16 protein-coding genes are annotated in these 21,270 nt (G+C 72.7%); 10 read left to right on the top strand and 6 right to left on the bottom strand.

The annotated features are described in order from the left end of the window. Positions 1-276: 276 nt before the first annotated feature. Positions 277-453 (top strand): hypothetical protein, encoded by a 177-nt coding sequence (locus EV385_RS33890; protein WP_165449468.1) that lies wholly within the window; start codon positions 277-279, stop codon positions 451-453. A 55-nt stretch (positions 454-508) separates the two neighbouring features. Here the strand turns inward: EV385_RS33890 and clpB are convergent, their stop codons facing one another. Then, the gene (gene clpB, locus EV385_RS13300; RefSeq protein WP_130509752.1) at positions 509-3,097 is read right to left on the bottom strand and encodes an ATP-dependent chaperone ClpB; all 2,589 of its coding nucleotides are present in this window, start codon (positions 3,095-3,097) and stop codon (positions 509-511) included. Between the two features lie 256 nt (positions 3,098-3,353). Here clpB and EV385_RS13305 point away from each other — a divergent pair, with 256 nt between their 5' ends. The 4 genes from EV385_RS13305 to EV385_RS13320 all read left to right on the top strand — a co-directional run bounded on the left by EV385_RS13305 (position 3,354) and on the right by EV385_RS13320 (position 7,884). After that, on the top strand, positions 3,354-5,498 hold the full coding sequence (locus EV385_RS13305) for an ATP-binding protein (protein WP_242624862.1): 2,145 nt from the start codon (positions 3,354-3,356) through the stop codon (positions 5,496-5,498). 29 nt (positions 5,499-5,527) lie between these two features. Continuing rightward, positions 5,528-6,025 (top strand): cation:proton antiporter regulatory subunit, encoded by a 498-nt coding sequence (locus tag EV385_RS13310; protein WP_130509753.1) that lies wholly within the window; start codon positions 5,528-5,530, stop codon positions 6,023-6,025. A gap of 6 nt (positions 6,026-6,031) precedes the next feature. Continuing rightward, positions 6,032-7,240 (top strand): cation:proton antiporter, encoded by a 1,209-nt coding sequence (locus EV385_RS13315; RefSeq protein WP_130509754.1) that lies wholly within the window; start codon positions 6,032-6,034, stop codon positions 7,238-7,240. A gap of 197 nt (positions 7,241-7,437) precedes the next feature. Further along, positions 7,438-7,884 carry a hypothetical protein gene (locus EV385_RS13320; protein WP_130509755.1) on the top strand — a complete coding sequence of 149 codons (447 nt, stop codon included), beginning with the start codon at positions 7,438-7,440 and terminating at the stop codon, positions 7,882-7,884. Between the two features lie 83 nt (positions 7,885-7,967). Here EV385_RS13320 and EV385_RS13325 read toward each other — a convergent pair whose 3' ends face one another. The 4 genes from EV385_RS13325 to dnaK all read right to left on the bottom strand — a co-directional run bounded on the left by EV385_RS13325 (position 7,968) and on the right by dnaK (position 12,173). Continuing rightward, on the bottom strand, positions 7,968-8,408 hold the full coding sequence (locus EV385_RS13325) for a heat shock protein transcriptional repressor HspR (protein WP_130509756.1): 441 nt from the start codon (positions 8,406-8,408) through the stop codon (positions 7,968-7,970). 24 nt (positions 8,409-8,432) lie between these two features. Further along, positions 8,433-9,614, bottom strand: a complete 1,182-nt coding sequence (gene dnaJ / locus EV385_RS13330; RefSeq protein ID WP_130509757.1) for a molecular chaperone DnaJ — start codon at positions 9,612-9,614, stop codon at positions 8,433-8,435. Between the two features lie 64 nt (positions 9,615-9,678). Beyond that, complete coding sequence (gene grpE / locus EV385_RS13335; protein WP_207229821.1) at positions 9,679-10,299, bottom strand: nucleotide exchange factor GrpE; 621 nt, start codon at positions 10,297-10,299, stop codon at positions 9,679-9,681. Next, on the bottom strand, positions 10,296-12,173 hold the full coding sequence (gene dnaK, locus EV385_RS13340; RefSeq protein ID WP_130509758.1) for a molecular chaperone DnaK: 1,878 nt from the start codon (positions 12,171-12,173) through the stop codon (positions 10,296-10,298). The genes grpE and dnaK overlap by 4 nt, the downstream gene beginning before the upstream one ends. A gap of 385 nt (positions 12,174-12,558) precedes the next feature. Here dnaK and EV385_RS13345 point away from each other — a divergent pair, with 385 nt between their 5' ends. From EV385_RS13345 to EV385_RS13355, 3 genes are read left to right on the top strand one after another with little or no spacing between them, the layout of a single operon-like run. Then, entirely contained in the window at positions 12,559-14,397 is a 1,839-nt protein-coding gene (locus EV385_RS13345; protein ID WP_130509759.1) for an ABC transporter, read from the top strand. Beyond that, entirely contained in the window at positions 14,394-16,112 is a 1,719-nt protein-coding gene (locus tag EV385_RS13350; protein WP_130509760.1) for a GTPase, read from the top strand. The genes EV385_RS13345 and EV385_RS13350 overlap by 4 nt, the downstream gene beginning before the upstream one ends. 35 nt (positions 16,113-16,147) lie before the next feature. Then, the gene (locus tag EV385_RS13355; protein ID WP_130509761.1) at positions 16,148-17,374 is read left to right on the top strand and encodes a hypothetical protein; all 1,227 of its coding nucleotides are present in this window, start codon (positions 16,148-16,150) and stop codon (positions 17,372-17,374) included. Between the two features lies 1 nt (position 17,375). On the opposite strand, the gene EV385_RS13360 is transcribed toward EV385_RS13355, so the two are convergent. Continuing rightward, positions 17,376-18,683: a hypothetical protein gene (locus EV385_RS13360; RefSeq protein WP_130509762.1), complete on the bottom strand. Its 1,308-nt coding sequence runs from the start codon at positions 18,681-18,683 to the stop codon at positions 17,376-17,378. Positions 18,684-19,144: 461 nt separating this feature from the next. Between EV385_RS13360 and pdhA the strand changes: the two genes are divergently transcribed. Together pdhA and EV385_RS13370 are read left to right on the top strand one after the other, a co-directional pair. Further along, positions 19,145-20,284 carry a pyruvate dehydrogenase (acetyl-transferring) E1 component subunit alpha gene (pdhA, locus tag EV385_RS13365; RefSeq protein WP_130509763.1) on the top strand — a complete coding sequence of 380 codons (1,140 nt, stop codon included), beginning with the start codon at positions 19,145-19,147 and terminating at the stop codon, positions 20,282-20,284. Further along, positions 20,281-21,270: an alpha-ketoacid dehydrogenase subunit beta gene (locus EV385_RS13370; protein ID WP_130509764.1), complete on the top strand. Its 990-nt coding sequence runs from the start codon at positions 20,281-20,283 to the stop codon at positions 21,268-21,270. Before pdhA ends, EV385_RS13370 begins: the two co-directional genes overlap by 4 nt.

Genomic DNA, 21,270 nt, shown 5'->3' on the forward strand with positions numbered 1-21,270 from the left:
CCGTAACGAAGGACGCCAACGGAGCGAATCGGGCCTGTGTGCAACGGATCGCTCGATCGAGGGGCGACAGCGTCAACTCCCGGCCCGTAAACTGCGTACTCGTGGCGCCTCGTCGGCAGGAGACCTCCCCGACGGCGCCCGTTGTCCGCCCAGGTCGCCGCCCCCGCCCACAGACCGCCGGGGCCCAGGCTGACCGGATCCGGGCACCTTCGCCATTACGCGAGCCGCGTGACCATGCCGCGGCCGCCCCAGACCTGACAAGGACCGGTGAGTCCCATGCCACACGCCGACACGCTGACCGTCGTGCACCATGACGACACGAAGACCCGGTATACCGACGTCCGTTATCAACTGATCCGCGACGGGATCCGGATCTGGTCCCGTGAGGGGGAACACTCCCTCACGGACATCCTGATGACGCACGCCTACCGGCGCCGGGAACAGAAGCACTGACCGTACGAGACGAGGGCCCTGCCGCACCGGCAGGGCCCTCGTTCCGTCCACGAACTCAGCCGCGGCTCACCGACAGTCCGTCCTTGGCGTCGTTGAGGTCGACGCTGACGGTGTCACCGTCGACGATCTGACCTCCGAGCAGCGCCTTCGCCAGCGCGTCGCCGATCGCCGACTGCACCAGGCGGCGCAGTGGCCGGGCCCCGTAGATCGGGTCGTAGCCGTGCTCGCCGAGCCAGTGCACCGCGGCGTCGGTGACCCGCAGGCTCAGGCGCCGGTCCGCCAGCCGGCCGCGCAGCCGAGCCAGCTGGATGTCCACGATGGCCGCCAGGTCCTGCGCGGTCAGCGCGTGGAACACCACGATGTCGTCGAGCCGGTTGAGGAACTCGGGCTTGAAGTGCGCCCGTACGGCCGCCATGACCTCGTCGCGCCGCTGTTCGTCGCTCAGGGTGAAGTCGGAGACCACCGAGGAGCCCAAATTGGACGTGAGCACGAGGATCGCGTTGCGGAAGTCGACCGTACGGCCCTGGCCGTCCGTGAGCCGCCCGTCGTCGAGGACCTGCAGGAGCACGTCGAAGACGTCCGGGTGGGCCTTCTCCACCTCGTCCAGCAACACCACCGAGTACGGCCTGCGCCGCACCGCCTCGGTGAGCTGGCCACCCTCCTCGTAGCCGACGTACCCGGGCGGGGCGCCGACGAGGCGGGCGACGGAATGCTTCTCGCCGTACTCGCTCATGTCGATGCGGACCATGGCCCGCTCGTCGTCGAAGAGGAAGCCCGCGAGCGCCTTGGCCAGCTCGGTCTTGCCGACGCCGGTGGGGCCGAGGAACAGGAAGCTGCCGGTGGGCCGGTCCGGGTCGGCGACGCCGGCCCGGGCCCGGCGCACCGCACCGGCGACCGCCTCGACGGCCTCGCGCTGGCCGACCACCTTGGCTGCGAGCGAGTCCTCCATGCGCAGCAGCTTGGCGGTCTCGCCCTCCATCATCCGGCCGGCCGGGATGCCGGTCCACGAGGAGATCACCTCGGCGATGTCGTCCGCGCCGACCTCCTCCTTGACCATGGGCGGCTCGGCCTTCTCCTCCTCGGCCTCCGACGCGCTGGCCAGCTCCTGCTCCAGGGCGGGGATCTCCTGGTACTGCAGCCGGGACGCCTTCTCCCACTCGGCGTCGCGCTGGGCGCGTTCCAGCTCGACCCGCATCTCGTCTAGCTTCTGCTTCAACTCGCCGACCCGGTTGAGGCCGCCGCGCTCGCGTTCCCAGCGGGCGGTGAGCGCGGTCAGCTCCTCCTCGCGGTCGGCCAGGTCGCGTTCGAGGCGTTCCAGGCGGGCGACCGACGCGGGGTCGGTCTCCTTGCCCAGCGCCAGCCGCTCCACCCGCATCCGGTCGACCTGGCGCTGGAGCTGGTCCAGCTCCACCGGCCGGGAGTCGATCTCCATGCGCAGCCGGGAGGCGGCCTCGTCGATCAGGTCGATGGCCTTGTCCGGCAGGAACCGGTCGCTGATGTAGCGGTCCGACAGGCTGGCGGCCGCGACCAGGGCGGCGTCGGTGATCTGGACCCGGTGGTGGGCCTCGTACCGGCCTTTGAGGCCGCGCAGGATGCCGATGGTGTCCTCGACCGTGGGCTCGCCGACCACGACGGGCTGGAAGCGCCGCTCCAGGGCGGGGTCCTTCTCGATGTGCTCGCGGTACTCGTCGAGGGTCGTCGCGCCGACCATGCGCAGCTCGCCGCGGGCCAGCATCGGCTTGAGCATGTTGCCGGCGTCCATCGAGCCCTCGCCCTTGCCCGCGCCGACGACCGTGTGCAGCTCGTCCAGGAACGTGACGACCTGGCCGTTGGAGTTGCGGATCTCCTCGAGGACGCTCTTGAGCCGCTCCTCGAACTGGCCGCGGTACTGCGCCCCGGCGACCATGGCACCCAGGTCGAGCGAGACCAGCTTCTTGTCGCGCAGCGTCTCGGGCACGTCCCCGGCCACGATGCGCTGGGCCAGGCCCTCGACGATCGCGGTCTTGCCGACGCCGGGCTCACCGATCAGGACCGGGTTGTTCTTGGTACGGCGCGAGAGCACCTGCACGACCCGGCGGATCTCGGCGTCCCGGCCGATCACCGGGTCGATCTTGCCCTCGCGGGCCAGCGCGGTGAGATCCACGCTGTACTTCTCCAGCGCCTGGTACGTCTGCTCCGGGTCCTGGGTCGTCACCCGCCGGTCGCCGCCACGTACGGAGGGGAACGCCGCCACGAGCGTCTCCTCGGTGGCGCCGGCGTCGCGCAACGCCTTGCCGACCGCGCCGCCCACCCGGGCCAGCCCCGCCAGCAGGTGTTCGGTGGAGATGTACTCGTCGCCGAGCGGCTTGGCGATCAGTTCGGCCTCGCCGATGGCGTTGACGAACTCGCGGGACAGGCTGGGCTCGGCGATGCTGGCGCCGCGGGCGGAGGGGATCTGCTCGACCGCGCGGGCCGCGACGCGACGGATCTCGGCCGGGTTCGCGCCGACCGCGCGCAGCAGGCCGGGGGCGGTCGAGCCGCCGGTGTCCAGCAGTGCCAGCAGCAGGTGCCACGGTTCGACCGAGGCGTGCCCGCGCGTGCTGGCGGAGGCGACCGCGCCGGTGATCACATCGCGGCTCTTGGTGGTGAGGCGTTCGGCGTTCATGTGCTCCCCTGATCGGTGATTCCGCCCGGGTACAGCGCCCGCAGACTTGAGCGTATTCCACTCAACCTTAAGACCGGCCGTCCACCCCGACAACGGGACGGCCCGCGGACTCTGTGAGCGTCGCCACATCTGGACGAAAGTCCTCAAGTCGGCGCTCAGCGGCCCGGACGAGCGGCCGATAGGAACGTCGGACATTTTCGGAACCGGGGGAGGGCGGCGCATGAGCGCGGCGGGTAGTGCAAGTGACGAGGCCGCGGTGGCGGAGGTGACGGGACCGGCGTACCGGATGAGCGTCCGGGCCTCGCTCCTGCGCACGGCCGGGTTCGCCGCCGTGTACGCGGTCGCCTTCGCCGCCGGACGGATGACCGTGGTCAGCGGCAGTCACCTGGCCCTGCTGTGGCCCGCCGCCGGGGTCGCCGTCGTCTGGTTCTGCGCCCAGCGGCGCGCCCGCCTGCGGTGGGTGGACGCCCTGGCCCTGTTCACGATCGGCCTGCTCGGCAACACGCTGACCGGAGCCGGTCCGACCCTCGGCGCGGTCCTCGCCCTGGCCAACCTCGTGCAGGTCGTCGCATTCTCGGCGCTGCTTTCCCGATGGCGACCGGCGCTGTGGGGAGCCGGTGGGCACCTGCGGCCGTCCACGCCCAGGGACCTGATGTGTGTGCTGGGCACGATCGTGGTCGCGGTGCTCGCCGGCGCGACCACCAGCCAGGCCGGGATGTGGCTGGTCACCGGGCAGCTCACCGGGTCGTCGTTCATCGCGTGGATCACCCGCGACATCGCCAGCGCGGTCGTGATCGGCGTCGCCGGGATGTGGTTCGGGCCGGCGATGAGCGCCTTCCGCGAGCGGCACGGGTCACTGGTCGGCTGGTGGCGCGACGCGGACTGCGACCTGCGGCTGATCCCCACGTGGCGGGTCGCCGAGTACCTGGCCGTGGCGACCTGCTCGCTCATCGCCTACCTGATCGGGCTGGTGTCCGACAACGGGCTCCCGCTGATCGCCGTGACCGCCTGGGCGGCCATCCGCCTGCACACCGGTTTCGTGGTGCTGAACAACCTGGTCCTCGCCGGGGCCTCGATCACCTTCACCCTGCGCGGGGACGGCGCCCTGGCCACCATCCCCGACCCGTACCTACGCGCGGTGACCGCGCACGTGCTCTTCGCCGTGGTGGCGGTCGCCGCGCTCGCGCTGGCCCTCGGACGCGACGAGCGCCAGGGGCTGGTCCGCGAGCTCGCGGACCAGCGCGAGCAGGCCCGGCAGCACGCCGCGCTGATGAGCGCGATCATCGACTCGATGGGCGACGCCCTGTCCCTCGTCGACGGCCGGGGCCGGGTCGTGCTGCGAAACCCTGCCGCGGTACGCCTGCTCGGCGAGGTCGAGGTGGTCGGTGACGCGCACCGGCGGTTGCGCCGCCTCGACGGCACCCCGGTCCCCACCGAGGCACTGCCGCACACCCGGGCCCTGGCCGGGGACCATGTCGAGGGCGAAGACCTGCTCGTCCACAAGCCCGGCGACCACGACGCCCGCATCGTCCAGGTGACCGCCACCCCGCTGCCCAACGGGCACGGCTGCCGCAGCGCCGTCGTGCTCTACCACGACGTCACCGCGGAACGCCGCCACCGCGACCATCTCGTCAACTTCGCCGGCGCCGTGGCACACGACCTGCAGAGCCCGCTGACCGCCGTCGAGGGCTGGACCGAGCTCGCCTCCGACGCCCTCGAGGCGGAACAGCCCGCGATCGACCGCTCCCGGGACAGCCTCACCCGGGTCTCCCGCGCCGCCACCCGCATGCGCGGACTCATCAACGACCTGCTGGCGTACACCGCCGCCCGCGACGCCGACCTGACCCCCACCCGGGTCGAGCTCGCCGGCCTGGTCGCCGACGTCACCGCCGCCCGCGCGGATGCCGCGGTCGCCGCCGGCCGACCGGCCCCGCAGCTGGCGCCGGGCCGGCTCCACCCCGTGCACGCCGACGCCGGAGCGGTCCGGCAGCTGCTGGACAACCTCATCGGCAACGCGATCAAGTACACCGCGCCCGGCGTCACTGCGCATCTGAAGATCACCAGCACCCGCCGCGACGACATCGTCGAGGTGACCATCGCCGACAACGGCATCGGCATCCCACCCGGGCAGCACGAGGCGATCTTCGACGACTTCCACCGCGCCCACGCCGGTGGCGCCTACGCCGGCACCGGCCTCGGCCTGGCCATCTGCCACCGCATCGTCAGCCGCCACGGCGGTACCATCGCCGCGGACGACAACCCCGGCGGCGGCTCCCGCTTCACCTTCACCCTGCCCGCCGCCGACCCGCCGCCGACAACCGGCCATCCTGACGTGGCGCTCGCCCTGCCCACCACCGCCGCGCCGACCCGGACCGGCGACCGGGTGCCCGCGCGGGCCTAGAGCACACCGCGTTCGGATACCGTTGTCGGGTGCGTGTACGGGTAGAACAGACCCCCCTGCCGGGTATCGGTGTCCGGCACGACCTGGTCACGTCGTCGGGCCGCACCGTCGGAGTGGTCTCGCACCGCACCGGCCGCCGCGACCTCGTCCTCTACGACGTGGACGATCCGGACGCCAGCCTCGCCTCGATCCCGCTCACCGACGACGAGGCGGAGGCCCTGGCCGACGTGCTCGGCGCCTCACTGATGCTGGGTCAGCTCGCCGGGCTGCGCCAGCAGGCCGCCGGGCTGCTCACCGAGCAGGTGGCGATCCCGGCCGGCTCGATGTTCGTCGGCCGGCGGCTCGGCGACACGCGGGCCCGCACCCGTACGGGTGCCTCGATCGTGGCCGTGTTGCGCGACCGCGAGGTGATCGCCTCGCCCGGCCCGTCCTTCATCTTCGAGGCGAACGACGTGGTCGTCGTCGTCGGCACCCGCCAGGGCCTGGACGGCGTCACCGCCATCCTGGCCGGCGAGAACGGCGGCTGACGCGCCGTGCATGACACGGCGGTGCTGCTCGTCGAGATCGGCGCGGTGCTGTTCGCACTCGGCATGCTCGGCCGCCTCGGCCGCCGGGTGGGGCTCTCCCCGATCCCGTTGTACCTGCTGGCCGGGCTGTGTTTCGGCCACGGCGGCCTGATCCCGCTGTCGGCCAGCGAGGAGTTCATCTCGATCGGCGCCGAGATCGGCGTGGTGCTGCTGCTGGTCATGCTGGGCCTGGAGTACTCGGCGAGCGAGCTGGTCGGCAACCTGCGGGCGGCCGCGCCCGCCGGGATCATCGACGGGGTGCTCAACGCCCTGCCGGGGGTGGGGTTCGCGCTGCTGCTCGGCTGGGGCCTGGAGGCCGCCGTGGTGCTGGGCGGCATCACCTGGGTCTCCTCGTCCGGCGTGATCGCCAAGGTGCTGGGCGACCTGGGCCGCCTCGGTAACCGCGAAACCCCGGTCATCCTGTCGGTGCTGGTCATCGAGGACCTCGCGATGGCCTTCTACCTGCCGCTGGTCACCGCCGTGCTGGCCGGGCTCGGCATCCTCGGTGGCGTCCAGGCCCTCGCGGTCGCGGTCGCCACCGTGGCCGCCGTGCTGCTGGTGGCGCTGCGGTTCGGCAACGCCATCTCCAGCTTTATGTCCGTCCGCGACCCGGAGGCGCTCCTGCTGAGCGTGCTGGGCCTGACGCTGTTCGTGGCGGGGGTGGCCGCCCGGCTGAACGTCTCGGCCGCCGTCGGCGCGTTCCTGGTCGGCATCGCCCTGTCCGGGCCGGTCGCCCACCACGCCACGGAGATCCTGACGCCGCTGCGGGACCTGTTCGCGGCGGTGTTCTTCGTGTTCTTCGGGCTCTCCACGAACCCGGCCGACATGCCGGCCGTGCTGCTGCCCGCGCTGGGCCTGGCCGTGCTCACGGCGGCCACGAAGATCCTCACCGGTTACCTGGCCGCCCGGCGGGTCGGCATCGCCCTGCCCGGGCGGCTGCGCGCGGGGCTGGCCCTGATCCCCCGCGGTGAGTTCTCCATCGTCATCGCGGGGCTGGCGGTCGCCTCCGGCCTGGAGCCGAAGCTGGCGCCGCTGGCCACCGCGTACGTGCTCATCACGGTCATCAGCGGGCCGCTGCTGGCGCGGCTGCCCGACTACGCGTGGTTCAAGGCGGCGGTGCGGCGGCGGATGAACGCGACCCGGCGCCCACCGAAGCCGCTGCCGGCCGGCGACTGAGCGCTACCCGGCGCGAAGCAGGACCTTTCCGGCCGGCAGGCAGCACCGTGCTACTTCCCAGTACCGGAATGTGATCCCGGGGCCTTCCGCAGGCCCGTTTGGTCGCGCTAACGTGTCGCGGCGACAACTTCCTGTTAATGAAGCAGTTCACGGCGCTGGGTGCGCCGTGCGGTACACGGCATGGCGAGGGCGGCGGCGTGAGCGTGCGTGAGTCGACATTCTTCGGATTCGCCAACCCGGTCGATCCGCGGCCGGAAGAGATCCAGGCCTGGGCATACCACCCGGAGGCCGTTCCGCTGGACGCGATGCCGCCCGACTGGGATCTGCTCATCGCGGGTGACGTGCTCGCGCCGACCCTGTTCGAGCTGGCGATGGACCGGCAGTGCCCGGCGCGCCGGTTCGCGCTGCACTGCATGTACATCTACGCGGCCGACGGCGTACGCCCGAACGCGTCGAGCCAGCGCAAGCGCCGCCTGAAGAAGTACGTCGAGCGTGCCGAGGAGGTCGGCGACGAGCCGATGTCGATCTGGGCGCACAACTGCCGCGTCCTGATGACCCGTCCCGAGCTGTTCGACTACCAGGAGTGGATCGAGGGCGGCCTCGTCCGGCACCCGCGCCGGCTGGGCCTGTTCGGCCGCCGCTGACCACTCCGACACCACTCGGTCATGCCGCACGACGAGACGGCGGCGGCCCCCGGGATCACCCTGGGGGCCGCCGCCGTCTCGCGTCAGCGGTCCGCGCTGCGGCGCGGGCGCCACACCACTAAGGCGGTCGAGGGACGGTCCTGGCGGACCAGGTCCCGCCCGGGGTACGGCCCGACCGCCTCCAGCTGCGCGATCCGGGTGTACGCGTCGTCCAGTTGGCTCTCCAGTTCGCCGATCCGCTGCTGCAGGTCGGCCACGAGCTGCTCCAGCCCGATGATCCGCTTGATCCCGGCGAGGTTGACGCCCTCTTCCTGGCTGAGCTTCTGCACCTCACGCAGCAGCGCGACATCGCGTTCGCTGTACCGGCGACCACCGCCGCCGGCCCGGCCGGCCTGCACCAGCCCGAGCCGGTCGTACTGCCGGAGGGTCTGCGGGTGCATCCCGGCGAGCCGGGCCGCGACGGAAATGATCAGGACCTTCGCGTCGGAGGCCTGCTCCACCGAGATCTGGATTTCTTCGTACACGTGCCCACCTCCTGCTGTCCGGTCCTAGCCGACGCGGCGCCGTCGCGCCTCGATGCGCTCACGCCCGGCGGGTGGGGTGAGCTTCGCGAACGTCTCCAACGCGTCGCGTGCCTCGTCGGAGATCGTCGAGGGCACCTGCACCTCGACCGTGACCAGCAGGTCCCCGGCCGGGGCGTCGCGCCGGGCGACCCCCTTGCCGCGCGCCCGCAGCTTGCGACCGCTCGGCGTGCCCGGCGGCACCCGCAACGTCACCGTGCCGTCGAGCGTCGGCACCGGCAGGTCGGTGCCGAGCACCGCCTCGGCGATGGTGATCGGCACGGTGAGCGTGAGGTCGTCGCCGCTGCGCCCGAACAGGTCGTCGGGGCGCACCTTGACCTGCACGTACAGGTCACCGGCGGGACCGCCGCGCTCGCCCGGCTCGCCCCGGCCGGAAAGCCGGATGCGCTGGCCGTCCGCGACCCCGGCGGGGAAGCGTACGTTGATCGTCCGGTTCTTGGTGACCCCGCCGGTGCCCCGGCATTCGGGGCACTTGACGTCCACGATGCTGCCCGCGCCCTGGCACTCCCGGCAGGGCTCCGAGAAGCTGAACGACCCCTGGTTGCGGGAGATCAGGCCGGAGCCGTGGCAGGCCGGGCAGGTCCGGGGCATCGTGCCGGGCTTGGCGCCGTTGCCGTGGCAGGTGTCGCAGACCCCCGGCGAACGCAGGGTCAGCGGCAGCGTGGTGCCCTGCACCGCGTGCACGAAGTCGAGGGTCACCTCGGCCTCGACGTCGCGGCCGCGCTGCGGCCCGCGCCGGGGCCCGGCCCCGCCACCGGAGAAGATCGAGCTGAAGATGTCCGAGAAGCCGGCGCCGCCGAACCGGCGGTCACCCGGGCCCCCGGGCGCACCGGCGCCGCCGAAGTTGCCGAACAGGTCCGACGGGTCGAACTGCGCCCCGCCGGGACGGGCACCGCGGCGGAACGCGCCGGAGCCGAACAGCGAGCGCATCTCGTCGTACTCTTTGCGCTTCTTGTCGTCCGACAGCACGTCGTAGGCCTCGGAGGCCGCCTTGAACTTCTCCTCGGCCTCCCGGTTGCCCGGATTGCGGTCGGGGTGCAGCTCGCGGGCGAGCTTCCGGTACGCCTTCTTGATCTCGTCGGCGGAGGCGGACTTGCCCACCCCGAGAACGGCGTAGAAGTCCTTCTCCAGCCAGTCCTTCGAACTCATCTAGTCCACCCCCTCCAACCCGACGGTCCCGCCCACCTTCCGGCGAGCGGGACTCCAACGATCTTCATGCTGGGTCGGCGACCGCGACCAGGGCGGGCCGCAACAGCCGCTCGCCCAGCGTGTAGCCGCGGCGCATGACCTCGATGCAGGTCGGCTCCGTGACGTCCCCGGACATCTGGTGCGCCACCGCCTCGTGCCGGGTCGGGTCGAAGGGATCGCCCTTCTCGCCGAAGGCCGCGAGCCCGTACTTGCCGAGCGCCGCGGTCAGCGCCTCGGCCACGGTCGCGAACGGCCCGACCAGGTCGCCGTGCTCGCGGGCCCGGTCGAGGTCGTCCAGGACCGGCAGCAGGGAGGCGAGCACCGAACCGATGGTCTGCTCGGCCGCCGCACCCCGGTCGCGGTCGACCCGCTTGCGGTAGTTGGCGTACTCGGCGGTCACCCGCTGGAGGTCGCGGGTGCGCTCCTCCAGCTCGGTACGCAGCGCCTGCAGTTCGGCACCGAACGCGCCCGTCGCGGCGTCGTCGTCCTCCTGGCCCGGGGCCCGGTGGGCGCCTCCGCCCGTGGACTCCTTGGCCTTGTGAGCCGTGGCGGCGGAGTCCTTCGCGCTCGGGTCGATCTTGCGCCGGTCGCGGATGACGACGCGCTCTGCCGCCTGAGGTTCGTTCTCGTCGTCCGCGGTGCTCACTTCTTGTCGTCCTCCACGATCTCGGCGTCCACCACGTCGTCGGCGCCACCGGCACCCGCGCCGGCCGCACCCGCACTCGCACCCGCACCGGGGCCGCCCTGCGCGCCGCCGGCACCGGCACCGCCCTCGGCGTCCGCGCTCTGCTGGGCGTAGAGCAGCGAACCGGCCTCCTGGGAGACCTTGGCCAGCTCCTCGTGCGCGGACTTGATCTTGTCGATGTCCGTGCCACCGAGCGCGCTGCGCAGGTCGCCGAGTGCATCACTGATCTTGCCCTTGGTGTCCTCGGGCAGCTTGTCGCCACTCTCGGCGAGGAACTTCTCGGTCTGCCACTGAAGCTGCTCGGCCAGGTTGCGGGTCTCCGCGTCCTCGCGCCGCTTCTTGTCCTCGTCGGCGTGGTCCTGAGCGTCGCGCATCATGCGCTCGATGTCGTCCTTCGGCAGCGCGGAGCCGCCGGTGATCGTCATCTTCTGCTCCTTGCCCGTACCCATGTCCTTGGCGGCCACGTGCACGATGCCGTTCGCGTCGATGTCGAAGGTGACCTCGATCTGCGGCACGCCGCGGGGCGCGGGCGGCAGGCCGGTCAGCTCGAACGTGCCGAGCTTCTTGTTGTACGCCGCGATCTCCCGCTCGCCCTGGAAGACCTGGATCAGCACGGACGGCTGGTTGTCGTCGGCCGTGGTGAAGACCTCGGAGCGCTTGGTCGGGATCGTGGTGTTGCGCTCGATCAGCTTGGTGAAGATGCCGCCCTTGGTCTCGATGCCCAGCGACAGCGGGGTGACGTCGAGCAGCAGGACGTCCTTGACCTCACCCTTGAGCACACCGGCCTGCAGGGCGGCGCCGACCGCGACGACCTCGTCCGGGTTCACGCCCTTGTTGGGCTCCTTGCCGGTGAGCTGGCGGACCAGGTCGCTGACGGCGGGCATCCGGGTCGAGCCGCCGACCAGGATCACATGGTCGACGCTGGCGACCTTGATCCCGGCGTCCTTGATCGCCTGCTCGAACGGGCCCTTGCAGCGGTCCAGCAGATCCTGCGACATGCGCTGGAACTCGGCCCGGCTCAGCGTCATGTCCAGGTGCAGCGGGCCCGACGGGCCGGCCGTGATGTACGGCAGATTGATGCTGGTGGTGGTCGCGGCGGACAGCTCGATCTTGGCCTTCTCGGCGGCCTCGCGCAGCCGCTGCAGCGCCATCTTGTCCGCGCCCAGGTCGATGCCGTGCTCGCCGCGGAACGTCTTGATCAGGTGGTCGATGATCCGCTGGTCCCAGTCGTCGCCGCCGAGGTGGTTGTCGCCGGAGGTCGACTTGACCTCGATGACGCCCTCACCCAGCTCCAGCAGCGAGACGTCGAAGGTGCCGCCGCCGAGGTCGAAGACCAGAACGGTCTGCTCCTTGGAGCCCTTGTCCAGCCCGTACGCGAGGGCCGCGGCGGTGGGCTCGTTGACGATGCGCAGGACGTTGAAGCCCGCGATCTCGCCGGCCTCCTTGGTGGCCTGGCGCTGCGCGTCGTTGAAGTACGCCGGGACGGTGATCACCGCGTCGGTGACCTGCTCGCCCAGGTACGCCTCGCTGTCGCGCTTGAGCTTCATCAGCACCCGCGCGGAGATCTCCTGCGGGGTGTACTTCTTGCCGTCGATGTCGATCGACCAGTTGGTGCCGACCTCCCGCTTCACGGAACGGATGGTCCGGTCGGGGTTCGTCACCGCCTGACGCTTGGCGACCTCACCGACGAGCACCTCGCCGTTGCGCGCGAAGGCGACGATCGACGGAGTCGTCCGGGAGCCCTCGGCGTTCGCGATGACGGTGGGCTCGCCGCCCTCCAGAACGCTGACGCAGGAGTTCGTGGTGCCGAGGTCGATGCCGACCGCACGTGCCATGTTCGCTTCCTCGCTTCTTGCGGGCCTGGTTGTCCCCGGGCCGTTGGGCGCCGCCCGAGGGATGCGCTCTCAAGTTGAGTGGACCGGACTCAATGATGCCACGCCGGGGCCAACCGTCAAGTCGAACTTGAGCCTACCCGGCGCAAGTCCGGGAATGGGACATACCTGTCCGGTCACGGCCGGGCGGTACCTGTTGTCTGCGATGCATAGATCGGGCACGCTTTACCCTGTGACGACGCACGGTGACGCGGTCGGACCGTCGGCCCTGCCCGCCGTCGCCCCCGCACCTGACCCCGAAGGTCCCACGGCAGGACGAAAGCCCAAGGTGCGGGTGACGGAGGCCACCGCCAGACGGAACTCGGCCCCGGTCAAGACATCGACGAACATGAGTGACGACGACGCCCCGCCGCCCCCGGTGGGCGACGACGCGGCGTCCGGGGACGCCGACGAGGCGGCGGCGCCCGCCACAGCGGCTCCCACGGCCGAGCCACCCGCCGCCGTCGGGACGCTCACGACCGCGCTCAACCACCTCCGGAAGACCCTCGACGGTACGGCGTACCCGCTGGTCATGCCGTCCGCCGACGAGGCCGGACGGGTCAGCGCCGCGCTCGCCTCCCAACTCGACGACTACCTGCTGCCCCGGCTCACCCGGCTCGACGCCCCGCTGCTGGTCGTGGTCGGCGGCTCCACCGGCGCGGGCAAGTCAACCCTGGTCAACAGCCTGGTCCGGGCGCCGGTCAGCCCGGCTGGCGTGCTGCGGCCGACGACCCGCTCGCCCGTACTGGTCAGCCACCCGTCCGACCTGGCCTGGTTCCGGCAGGGGGAACTGCTGCCCGGCCTGACCCGGACCACCGAGTCCACCTCGGACCCGGGCGCGCTGCAGCTGGTCGCCGCGCCCGCCCTCGGCGCCGGGCTGGCCCTGCTCGACGCGCCCGACATCGACTCCGTCGTGGACCGCAACCGGGCCCTCGCGGCCCAGCTGCTGGCCGCGGCGGACCTGTGGCTGTTCGTCACCACGGCCGCCCGGTACGCCGACGCGGTCCCGTGGGAGCTGCTCACCACCGCGCGGCTGCGCGGCACCGTGATCGCGCTCGTGCTCGACCGGGTGCCCGACGAGGCCGCCGGTGAGGTCTCCGCACACCTGCGGGAGATGCTGGGCGCGCACGACATGGCCGCCGCGCCGCTGTTCGTGCTGCCCGAAACCACCCTCGACGGTCAGGGTCTGCTGGCCGAGGACGTCGTCCAACCACTGCACGACTGGTTCGCGAAGCTCGCGGCCGACTCGACCGCGCGGGCCACGGTCGTGCGGCAGACCCTCGACGGGGCCCTGGCCGCGTTGCGCCCCGCCGTGGAAGGCCTCGCCTCCGCCGCCGACGAGCAGGCCGCCGCGAAGGCGGCACTGGAGGAGCGGGTCTCCGCGGCGTACCGGACGGCGCGGCGGGCGGTCGAGGACGGGCTGCGCGACGGGCGGCTGCTCCGCGGCGAGGTGCTCGCCCGCTGGCAGGAGTTCCTCGGCACCGGCGAGTTCCTGCGCAGCCTGGAGTCGCGCGTCGGGCGGCTGCGCGACCGGATCGTCTCCGCGATCACCGGCCGTCCCGCCCCGGGACAGAACCTGCAGATGGCACTGGAATCCCAGCTCGTCACGCTGCTGCGCGGCCTCGCCGCCGACGCGGCCGAGCAGGCGTACGCGGCCTGGCAGGCGCATCCGGCCGGGGTCGCGCTACTGGCGCCCGAACTGCAGAAACCCGCCGCCGACCTGCCCGAACGGGCGGAGCGGGTGATCCGGGACTGGCAGCAGTTCGTCCTCGAACTGGTGCGTATCGAAGGCGGCGACAAGCGGGCGACGGCCCGCGGGGCCGCGTACGCGGTGAACGGCGCCGGACTGGCCGTCATGGTCGCGGTGTTCACCTCGACCGCGTTCATCCCCACCGGGCTCGAGGTCGCCGTGGGCGCGGGCACCACCGTGGCCGCCCAGAAGGTGCTCGAAGCGATCTTCGGCGACCAGGTGATCCGTACCCTGGCCACCCGGGCCCGCGCGGACCTGCTGTCCCGGGTCGACACCCTGCTGGACACCGAGGCCGCCCGGTACCGCGACCGGACCGCCGCCGTGGGCCTGGACCCCGAACCCGGCGCCGCGCTGCGCCGGGCCGCCGCCGACGTCGAAAGCGCCCGGGAGGACCTCGCGTTGACCGCCCCGACGCCCGCCGAGGCGGGTACGCCGTGAACCTGGTGGACCGGGTCCGCGACGCCCTGACCGGCGACGACCTGAAGGCCGTCGACGCGGCACGCATCGCCGACCGGCTGGAGGCGCTGCGGCGGTTCCTGCGGGCCGTCGACCCGTACCTGCCGGACCACGACCTGGTGGCCGCGCACACCCTCGTCGAGCGGGCGGGCAACCGGCTCGCCCTGTCCCGCGAGCACACGGTCGTCGCGCTCGCGGGCAGCACCGGCAGCGGAAAGTCCAGCCTGTTCAACGCGCTGGCCCGGCTCAAGCTGTCGCCCGTCGGGGTGCGCCGCCCCACCACCGGCGTCGCGCACGCGTGCGTCTGGGGCCCACTGGAGCCCGCCTCCCAACTGCTCGACTGGATCGGCGTGCTGCCCCGGCAGCGCTTCCTGCGGGAGAGCGCCCTCGACGGCGACGACGAGGCCACCCTGCACGGGCTCGTGCTGCTGGACCTGCCGGATTTCGACTCGGTCGAGCGCGGCCACCGGCTCGAGGTCGATCGGCTGCTCGCCCTGGTCGACCTGGTCATCTGGGTGGTCGACCCGCAGAAGTACGGCGACCGGATCCTGCACGAGGCGTACCTGCGGCAGTTCCGGCGGCACGCCGACATCACGGTCGTCGTGCTCAACCAGGCCGACCGGCTGTCCTCCTCGGACACCGACCTGGTCGTCGCCGACCTCAAACGGCTGCTCGAAGCGGACGGCCTGGGCGGCGCTCCGGTCCTGGCCACCTCCGCGAAGCAGCCGGGCATGCTGGCCGACCTGCGGACCGCCCTGGAGCAGACCGTCGCCGGGCGGCAGGCGGCTCTGCGCCGGCTCGCCGGTGACCTCGACACCGTGGGCGAGCAGCTGGCCGCCGCGATGGGGCCGCCGGCCGCCGAGGACGAGGTCGACCGGGCGACCGTACGCCAGCTCGCCGGTTCCCTCGCCGCCTCGGCCGGGGTGCCCGCGGTCGCCGAGGCGGCCGGGAACGCGTACCGGCAGCGGGCCGCGGCGAACACGGGATGGCCGCTGGTGCGCGGGCTGAGCCGCCTGCGACCCGACCCGCTGCGGCGGCTGCACCTGGGCACCGCAGCGGCGGGCCGGGGTGACAACCCGGAGCCGGGCACCGACACGCCGCCGGACGGGCCGGCGCCGGTCGCCCGTACCTCCCTGCCGAAGGCGAGTGCGGCGCAGCGCGCCGCCGTGACCCTCAGCGTGCGGGCCGTCGCGACCCGGGCCGCCGCGCCGCTGCCCGCGGTGTGGGCACCGCCGCTGAACACCGCCGCGCGCTCGCGCGCCGGCGACCTGCCGGACGCGCTGGACCGCGCGGTCGCCGCGACCGACCTCGGGCTGGGCCGCACCCCGCTGTGGTGGCGCGCCGCGGGCCTGCTGCAGTGGCTGCTCACCCTGACCGCGCTGGCCGGCCTCGGCTGGCTGATCATCGGGTACGGGCTCCGCGCGCTCGGCCTGCCACGGCTGAACTACCCGCAGGTCGGCACGGTCCCCCTGCCGACCCTGCTGCTGCTCGGCGGGCTGGTGTTCGGCGTGCTGCTGGCGCTGCTGCTCAAGCCGGTGATCTCCGCGGGCGCCCGGCGCGCCCGGCGGCGGGCCGAGCAACGGCTGCGCACGGCGGTCACCGAGGTGGCCCGCGAGTACGTCGTGGCGCCCGTCCGCGAGGTGCTCAACGCGTACGCGCAGGCGCGGGAGGCGCTCATCGCGGTGCGTTCCGACTAGCTGCGCGGCGCCCCCGGACCGGTACGCTGAGCGGCATGGCGGCTCCCCAGACTCCGTACGAAGCGGTCCTGCATGCCGCCCGCGACGTGGCGAAGCTGGACTGCGCCCTGGACGCCGAGATGCTCGGTACCGCCCTGCTCGGCAGCGTCTACGCGGTCGCCGAGCAGGACCGCGCCGCGGCCGTACGCGAGTTCGTCGGCCGTTTCCTCACCGCGACCGCCCGCCGCCGCACCGCGTCGGCCACCACGATCCGCGAGGTCTTCGCGGCGCTGGTCCCGGACGCCGCCGGAGCCGCCGACGTCCGGCCCGGCGCCCAGGCACCGGCGTGGAGCGCACAACTGGGCCGGGTCCACCCGACGGGCTGCTACGCGTACGGCGACGTGTACGGAGATCAGACGTCCTATCTGGTCACGTTCGCGTACGACGACAGCCAGGACGGCGGCCCGGACCACGCGGTCGTGGCGCTGATCGACCACAACATCGGCATCACCAAGGACGTGTTCGTGGGCGGACCGGCCCAGCGCATCCTCGGCCAGGTACGCGAGATGTGCGCGACCGACGAGCTGACCTGGTTCCGCGAGGAGGACCCGGGCCGCGTCCGGGTCGAGGTGAGTCGGCACCTGCAGATCACGGACGGCCTGAGCGACCTGCCGTCCGACGGGTCCCTGGCGACCGACCGCGCGCTGGCGGCCGCCCGCCTGGCGCTGCTCCCGGCCGCGACCACCCCGCCGCTGCCCGAACCGCACGAACTGTCCCATCCGGACCGCGAACGGCTGATCCGCGACTTCCTCGCCGGTCCCGAGGCGCGGCGCGGCGGGCTCGGCGCGATCCAGACCGACGACGAACTGTCCTCACTGCACTTCTGCCTCAGCCTGATCCTCGACCACGCGATGAGCCTGCCGGACGCCGACCCGCTGCGCTGGAGCCCCGCGGTCGCCGGGCTGTTCCTGCTGGACTGGGTGCACCGCCGGGCCGTACTGGACATGGACGACGCCGCGATGCTGCCGCGGGTCACCCGGGCCTGGTCGGCGTACGCGACCCGGCGGCGCGGCCTGCCCGAGGCGGCGGTCGAGCAGGCGGGCTCGGTGGTCGAGGAGATGATCGACGAGTTCGCCCGCCTCTACGCGACCGGGGAGCGGCGCAGCCCGGCCACGGCCGCGGTGGCCCAGCTCATCTCCGAGGGCGTCGACCCCAACGACACCGCGGCCATCGACGCCTGGATCGACGCCAACCGGCACCGGCTGAACGACGACCCGTCCTGACTCACCACCACGGCGGCGGGTCGTCCGGGTCGGCGTGGTGCCGCCCCGCCCGGGAGCCGGGCCAGCGGTAGTCGTCCCACCGCCGGTCCCCGGCCCGGTGACTGCCCCAGTACGGGCGGCCCTGCGCGCAGTCGTCGCCGTACCCGCTGAACCGGTGGCTGTTGTGGGCGCGCGCGGCGGCGGTCGCGAAGCGCAGATTGTGCGGTCGTTCGGCCATGCCTGACCTCCATGTCTCGACGGGCGGGTCGGGGTCCGGGGTGGGGTTGGCGGGGTCGGGAGGGGTCCAGCATTCGCCGCCGTCGGTGCACCAGGGCTCCGGTCCGGGTGGATCGTGCGGCTCGATGGGTGGCGGCGTGTGGCCCGGCGGTTCGGTGCCTCCCGGCGGCGGTGTCTCCGGGCCTCCGGGGCCCGGCGTTTCGCCCGGGCCGCCCGACGGGTTGCCGGGGCCGCCCGGCGGGTTGCCGGGGCCGCCCGGCGCCGGCGTGCCCGGGTTCTCGCCGCCGCCGGGTGTGGGCGTGCCGGGAGTCCCGCCCTCCCCCGGGGCTGGCGTGCCGGGAGTCCCGCCCTCGCCCGGCGCTGGCGTGCCAGGTTTCTGGCCTCCGCCCGGCGCTGGCGTGCCAGGTTTCTGGCCTCCGCCCGGCTTGCCGCTGCCGGGCTTGCTGCCACCCGATGAGGGACCTGCGGGTTTACCGCCCCCGGACGGCGACCCATTGGGCTTGCCGCCCCCGGACGGCGACCCGCTGGGCTTGCCGCCGCCCGACGGGGAACCATCGGGTTTGCCGCCGCCGGTGGGCGAGCCGTTCGGCTGTCCGCCGCCGGACGATGGTGCGCTGCCCGGCTTCGGGGCTTCCGAAGGAGTGCGGCCCGGCTGGGGCCGGCTGTGCCCGTACCGTTCGATGTCGGATTCCGGACCCTGACCCTCCGATCCGGATGGCCCGGTCGCGCCCGTCTGCGCCGGTCCGGGGGCCGCGCCCCCGGACGGCGCGGTGTCGCCCGGCTGCGTGCCGGTGCCGCTGCTGGCCGGTGGGGTGGCCTGCGGTGTGCCGCCCGGCCCGGGCCGCACCGGGCCCGACGAGGCGGGCGGCAGCAGCGGCACGTCCATCGCCCCGGTACGGCCCCGGTCGATCCAGTCGCGCCCGGCGGTGATGGCGGCCAGGGTGGGCAGCGACGCGAGTCCCACCAGCAGCGCGACGATCAGGATGTAGCGCCGGGTCGGCGCGGCCAGCCCGTCGGCGCGGTAGACGCCGTTGAGGCGCTTGCGCAGGACCTTCATGGGCGGCACGCGTCCGTCGTCGTCCGGCTCCGGCACGACCTGCACCCTCCTCCGCATCCCGGCCGCCGGAAGATCAACGAAATCGCATCCGGCTATCCGTCCCAGTGCTGAGGTGAACGACGGATCCGCGGTTCGGCAGCGGCACAGCTCGGCCGTTCGTACGTTCGTGAGCGCACGAAAAGTGCTTAACCGGACAAAGGAGTCCACCAATTGCTCGCGAGAATTTCCCGACTGTGATCGACCCGACCTGTGGTGGCACTCACGTTCTCTGTCAGGATGGGGGGCGACGGCACCGCCGCCGTCGCCTTCGCCGACCAGCGGGGCGCCTGGCGGGACCGTCGCTCCCCGGCGGGGCCTGCCCCGCTGACAACGCCGCGCGGCAACCCCACCCGGGCCAGGCGCGGCGATACAGCTTCCGGCGGGTGCCGGGAGCGTGGTCAGCCGCGCGGACGGGCAACACCCGCCGCAGGCCCAGATGATGGAACAGGGAGACACGGATGGCGAAGGGCACGAGCGAACCCGGGGCCGACGTACCGGCCGGTGGGTTCGTGCAACTGCTCACCCCCGACGGGGAGCGCGTCGACAGCGTCACCACCGACGACGGCGTGACGTACTCGGTCGACTTCACCGACGACGAGTACCGGGAGCTGTACCGCGACCTCGTCACGGTCCGCCGGCTCGACGCCGAGGCGACCGCACTGCAGCGGCAGGGCGAGCTGGGCATCTGGGCGAGCCTGCTGGGGCAGGAGGCGGCGCAGGTCGGCTCCGGCCGGGCGCTGCGCCCGCAGGACATGGCGTTCCCCACGTACCGCGAGCACGGCGTGCTGTACTGCCGCGGCATCGACCCGATCATGCCGTTCGGCCTGTTCCGGGGCGTCGACCAGGGCGGCTGGGACCCGAACGAGTTCAAGTTCCACACGTACACGATCGTGATCGGCTCGCAGACGCTGCACGCGACCGGCTACGCCATGGGCATCACCATGGACGGCAAGACCGGCACCCCCGACGGCGAGGCCGTGATCGCCTACTTCGGCGACGGCGCGACCAGCCAGGGCGACGTGAACGAGGCCTTCGTGTGGGCGGGCGTGTTCCACGCCCCGATGGTCTTCTTCTGCCAGAACAACCAGTACGCGATCAGTGAGCCGCTGGAGCGCCAGACCCGCATCCCGCTGTACCGCCGCGCCGCCGGCTACGGCTTCCCCGGCGTCCGGGTCGACGGCAACGACGTCCTGGCCACGTACGCGGTGACCCGCGCGGCCCTGGACCACGCCCGCAACGGGCAGGGCCCGACCCTGATCGAGGCGTACACCTACCGGATGGGCGCGCACACCAGCTCGGACGACCCCACCCGGTACCGGATCGCCAGCGAGGTCGAGGCCTGGCAGGCCAAGGACCCGATCCTGCGGCTGCGCGCGTTCCTGACCAAGCAGCAACTCGCGGACGACACGTACTTCGCGGAGGTCGATGACTCGGCCGCCAAGGTCGCCCTCTCCCTGCGCGAGCGCGTCCTGGCCATGCCCGACCCGCAGCCGGTCAGCATGTTCGACAACGCCTACCCCCACGGCTCGCCCGAGGTGGACGTGCAGCGTCAGCAGTTCGCCGCCTACCAGGCATCGTTCGAGGGGAGCGCCCACTGATGTCCGAGACCATTACCTTGGGCAAGGCCCTGAACCACGGCCTGCGCCGCGCCCTGGAGAGCGACCCCAAGGTCGTCATCATGGGCGAGGACGTCGGCAAGCTCGGCGGCGTCTTCCGGATCACCGACGGCCTGCAGAAGGACTTCGGCGAGGACCGCGTCATCGACACGCCGCTGGCCGAGTCCGGCATCATCGGCACCGCGGTCGGCCTGGCCATCCGTGGGTACCGCCCGGTCTGCGAGATCCAGTTCGACGGCTTCGTGTTCCCCGCGTTCGACCAGATCGTCACCCAGGTGGCGAAGATGCACTACCGGTCGCTGGGCAACATCAAGGTCCCGATGGTCATCCGGATTCCGTACGGCGGCGGCATCGGCGCGGTGGAGCACCACTCCGAGTCCCCCGAGGCGTACTTCGCGCACACCCCCGGCCTGAAGGTCGTGACCTGCGCCAGCCCGTCCGACGCGTACGTGATGATCCAGCAGGCCATCGCGTCCGACGACCCGGTGATCTTCTTCGAGCCCAAGCGCCGCTACTGGGAGAAGGGCCCGGTCGAGCTGGACGCCCCGCTCTCCGGCGCGTACCCGCTGCACGCGTCCCGGCTGATCCGGCCGGGCACGCACGCGACGGTGCTGGCGTACGGCCCGATGGTCAAGACCGCCCTGGACGCCGCGACCGCGGCCGCCGAGGACGGGCGCGAGCTGGAGGTCATCGACCTGCGTACGCTCTCGCCGCTGGACCTGGCGCCGGTGTTCGAGTCGGTACGCCGTACCGGCCGCTGCGTGGTCGTGCACGAGGCCCCCGGCAACGTCGGCCTCGGTGCGGAGATCGCCGCCCGGGTCACCGAGGAGTGCTTCTACTCCCTGGAGGCCCCGGTGCTGCGGGTGTCCGGCTACGACATCCCGTACCCGGCCGCGCGGGTCGAGGAGGAGTACCTCCCCGACCTCGACCGGGTGCTGGACGCCGTCGACCGTACGTTCGGCTGGTGA

It is taken from the genome of Krasilnikovia cinnamomea (assembly GCF_004217545.1).
Taxonomy (GTDB): domain Bacteria; phylum Actinomycetota; class Actinomycetes; order Mycobacteriales; family Micromonosporaceae; genus Actinoplanes; species Actinoplanes cinnamomeus.

Excerpts from the sequence above, each read along its gene's own strand:
- EV385_RS33890 (WP_165449468.1), top strand. The coding sequence starts at position 277 with ATGCCACACGCCGACACGCTGACCGTCGTGCACCATGACGACACGAAG.
- clpB (WP_130509752.1), bottom strand. The coding sequence starts at position 3,097 with ATGAACGCCGAACGCCTCACCACCAAGAGCCGCGATGTGATCACCGGC.
- dnaJ (WP_130509757.1), bottom strand. The coding sequence starts at position 9,614 with ATGAGTTCGAAGGACTGGCTGGAGAAGGACTTCTACGCCGTTCTCGGG.
- dnaK (WP_130509758.1), bottom strand. The coding sequence starts at position 12,173 with ATGGCACGTGCGGTCGGCATCGACCTCGGCACCACGAACTCCTGCGTC.
- EV385_RS13345 (WP_130509759.1), top strand. The coding sequence starts at position 12,559 with ATGAGTGACGACGACGCCCCGCCGCCCCCGGTGGGCGACGACGCGGCG.
- EV385_RS13355 (WP_130509761.1), top strand. The coding sequence starts at position 16,148 with ATGGCGGCTCCCCAGACTCCGTACGAAGCGGTCCTGCATGCCGCCCGC.
- pdhA (WP_130509763.1), top strand. The coding sequence starts at position 19,145 with ATGGCGAAGGGCACGAGCGAACCCGGGGCCGACGTACCGGCCGGTGGG.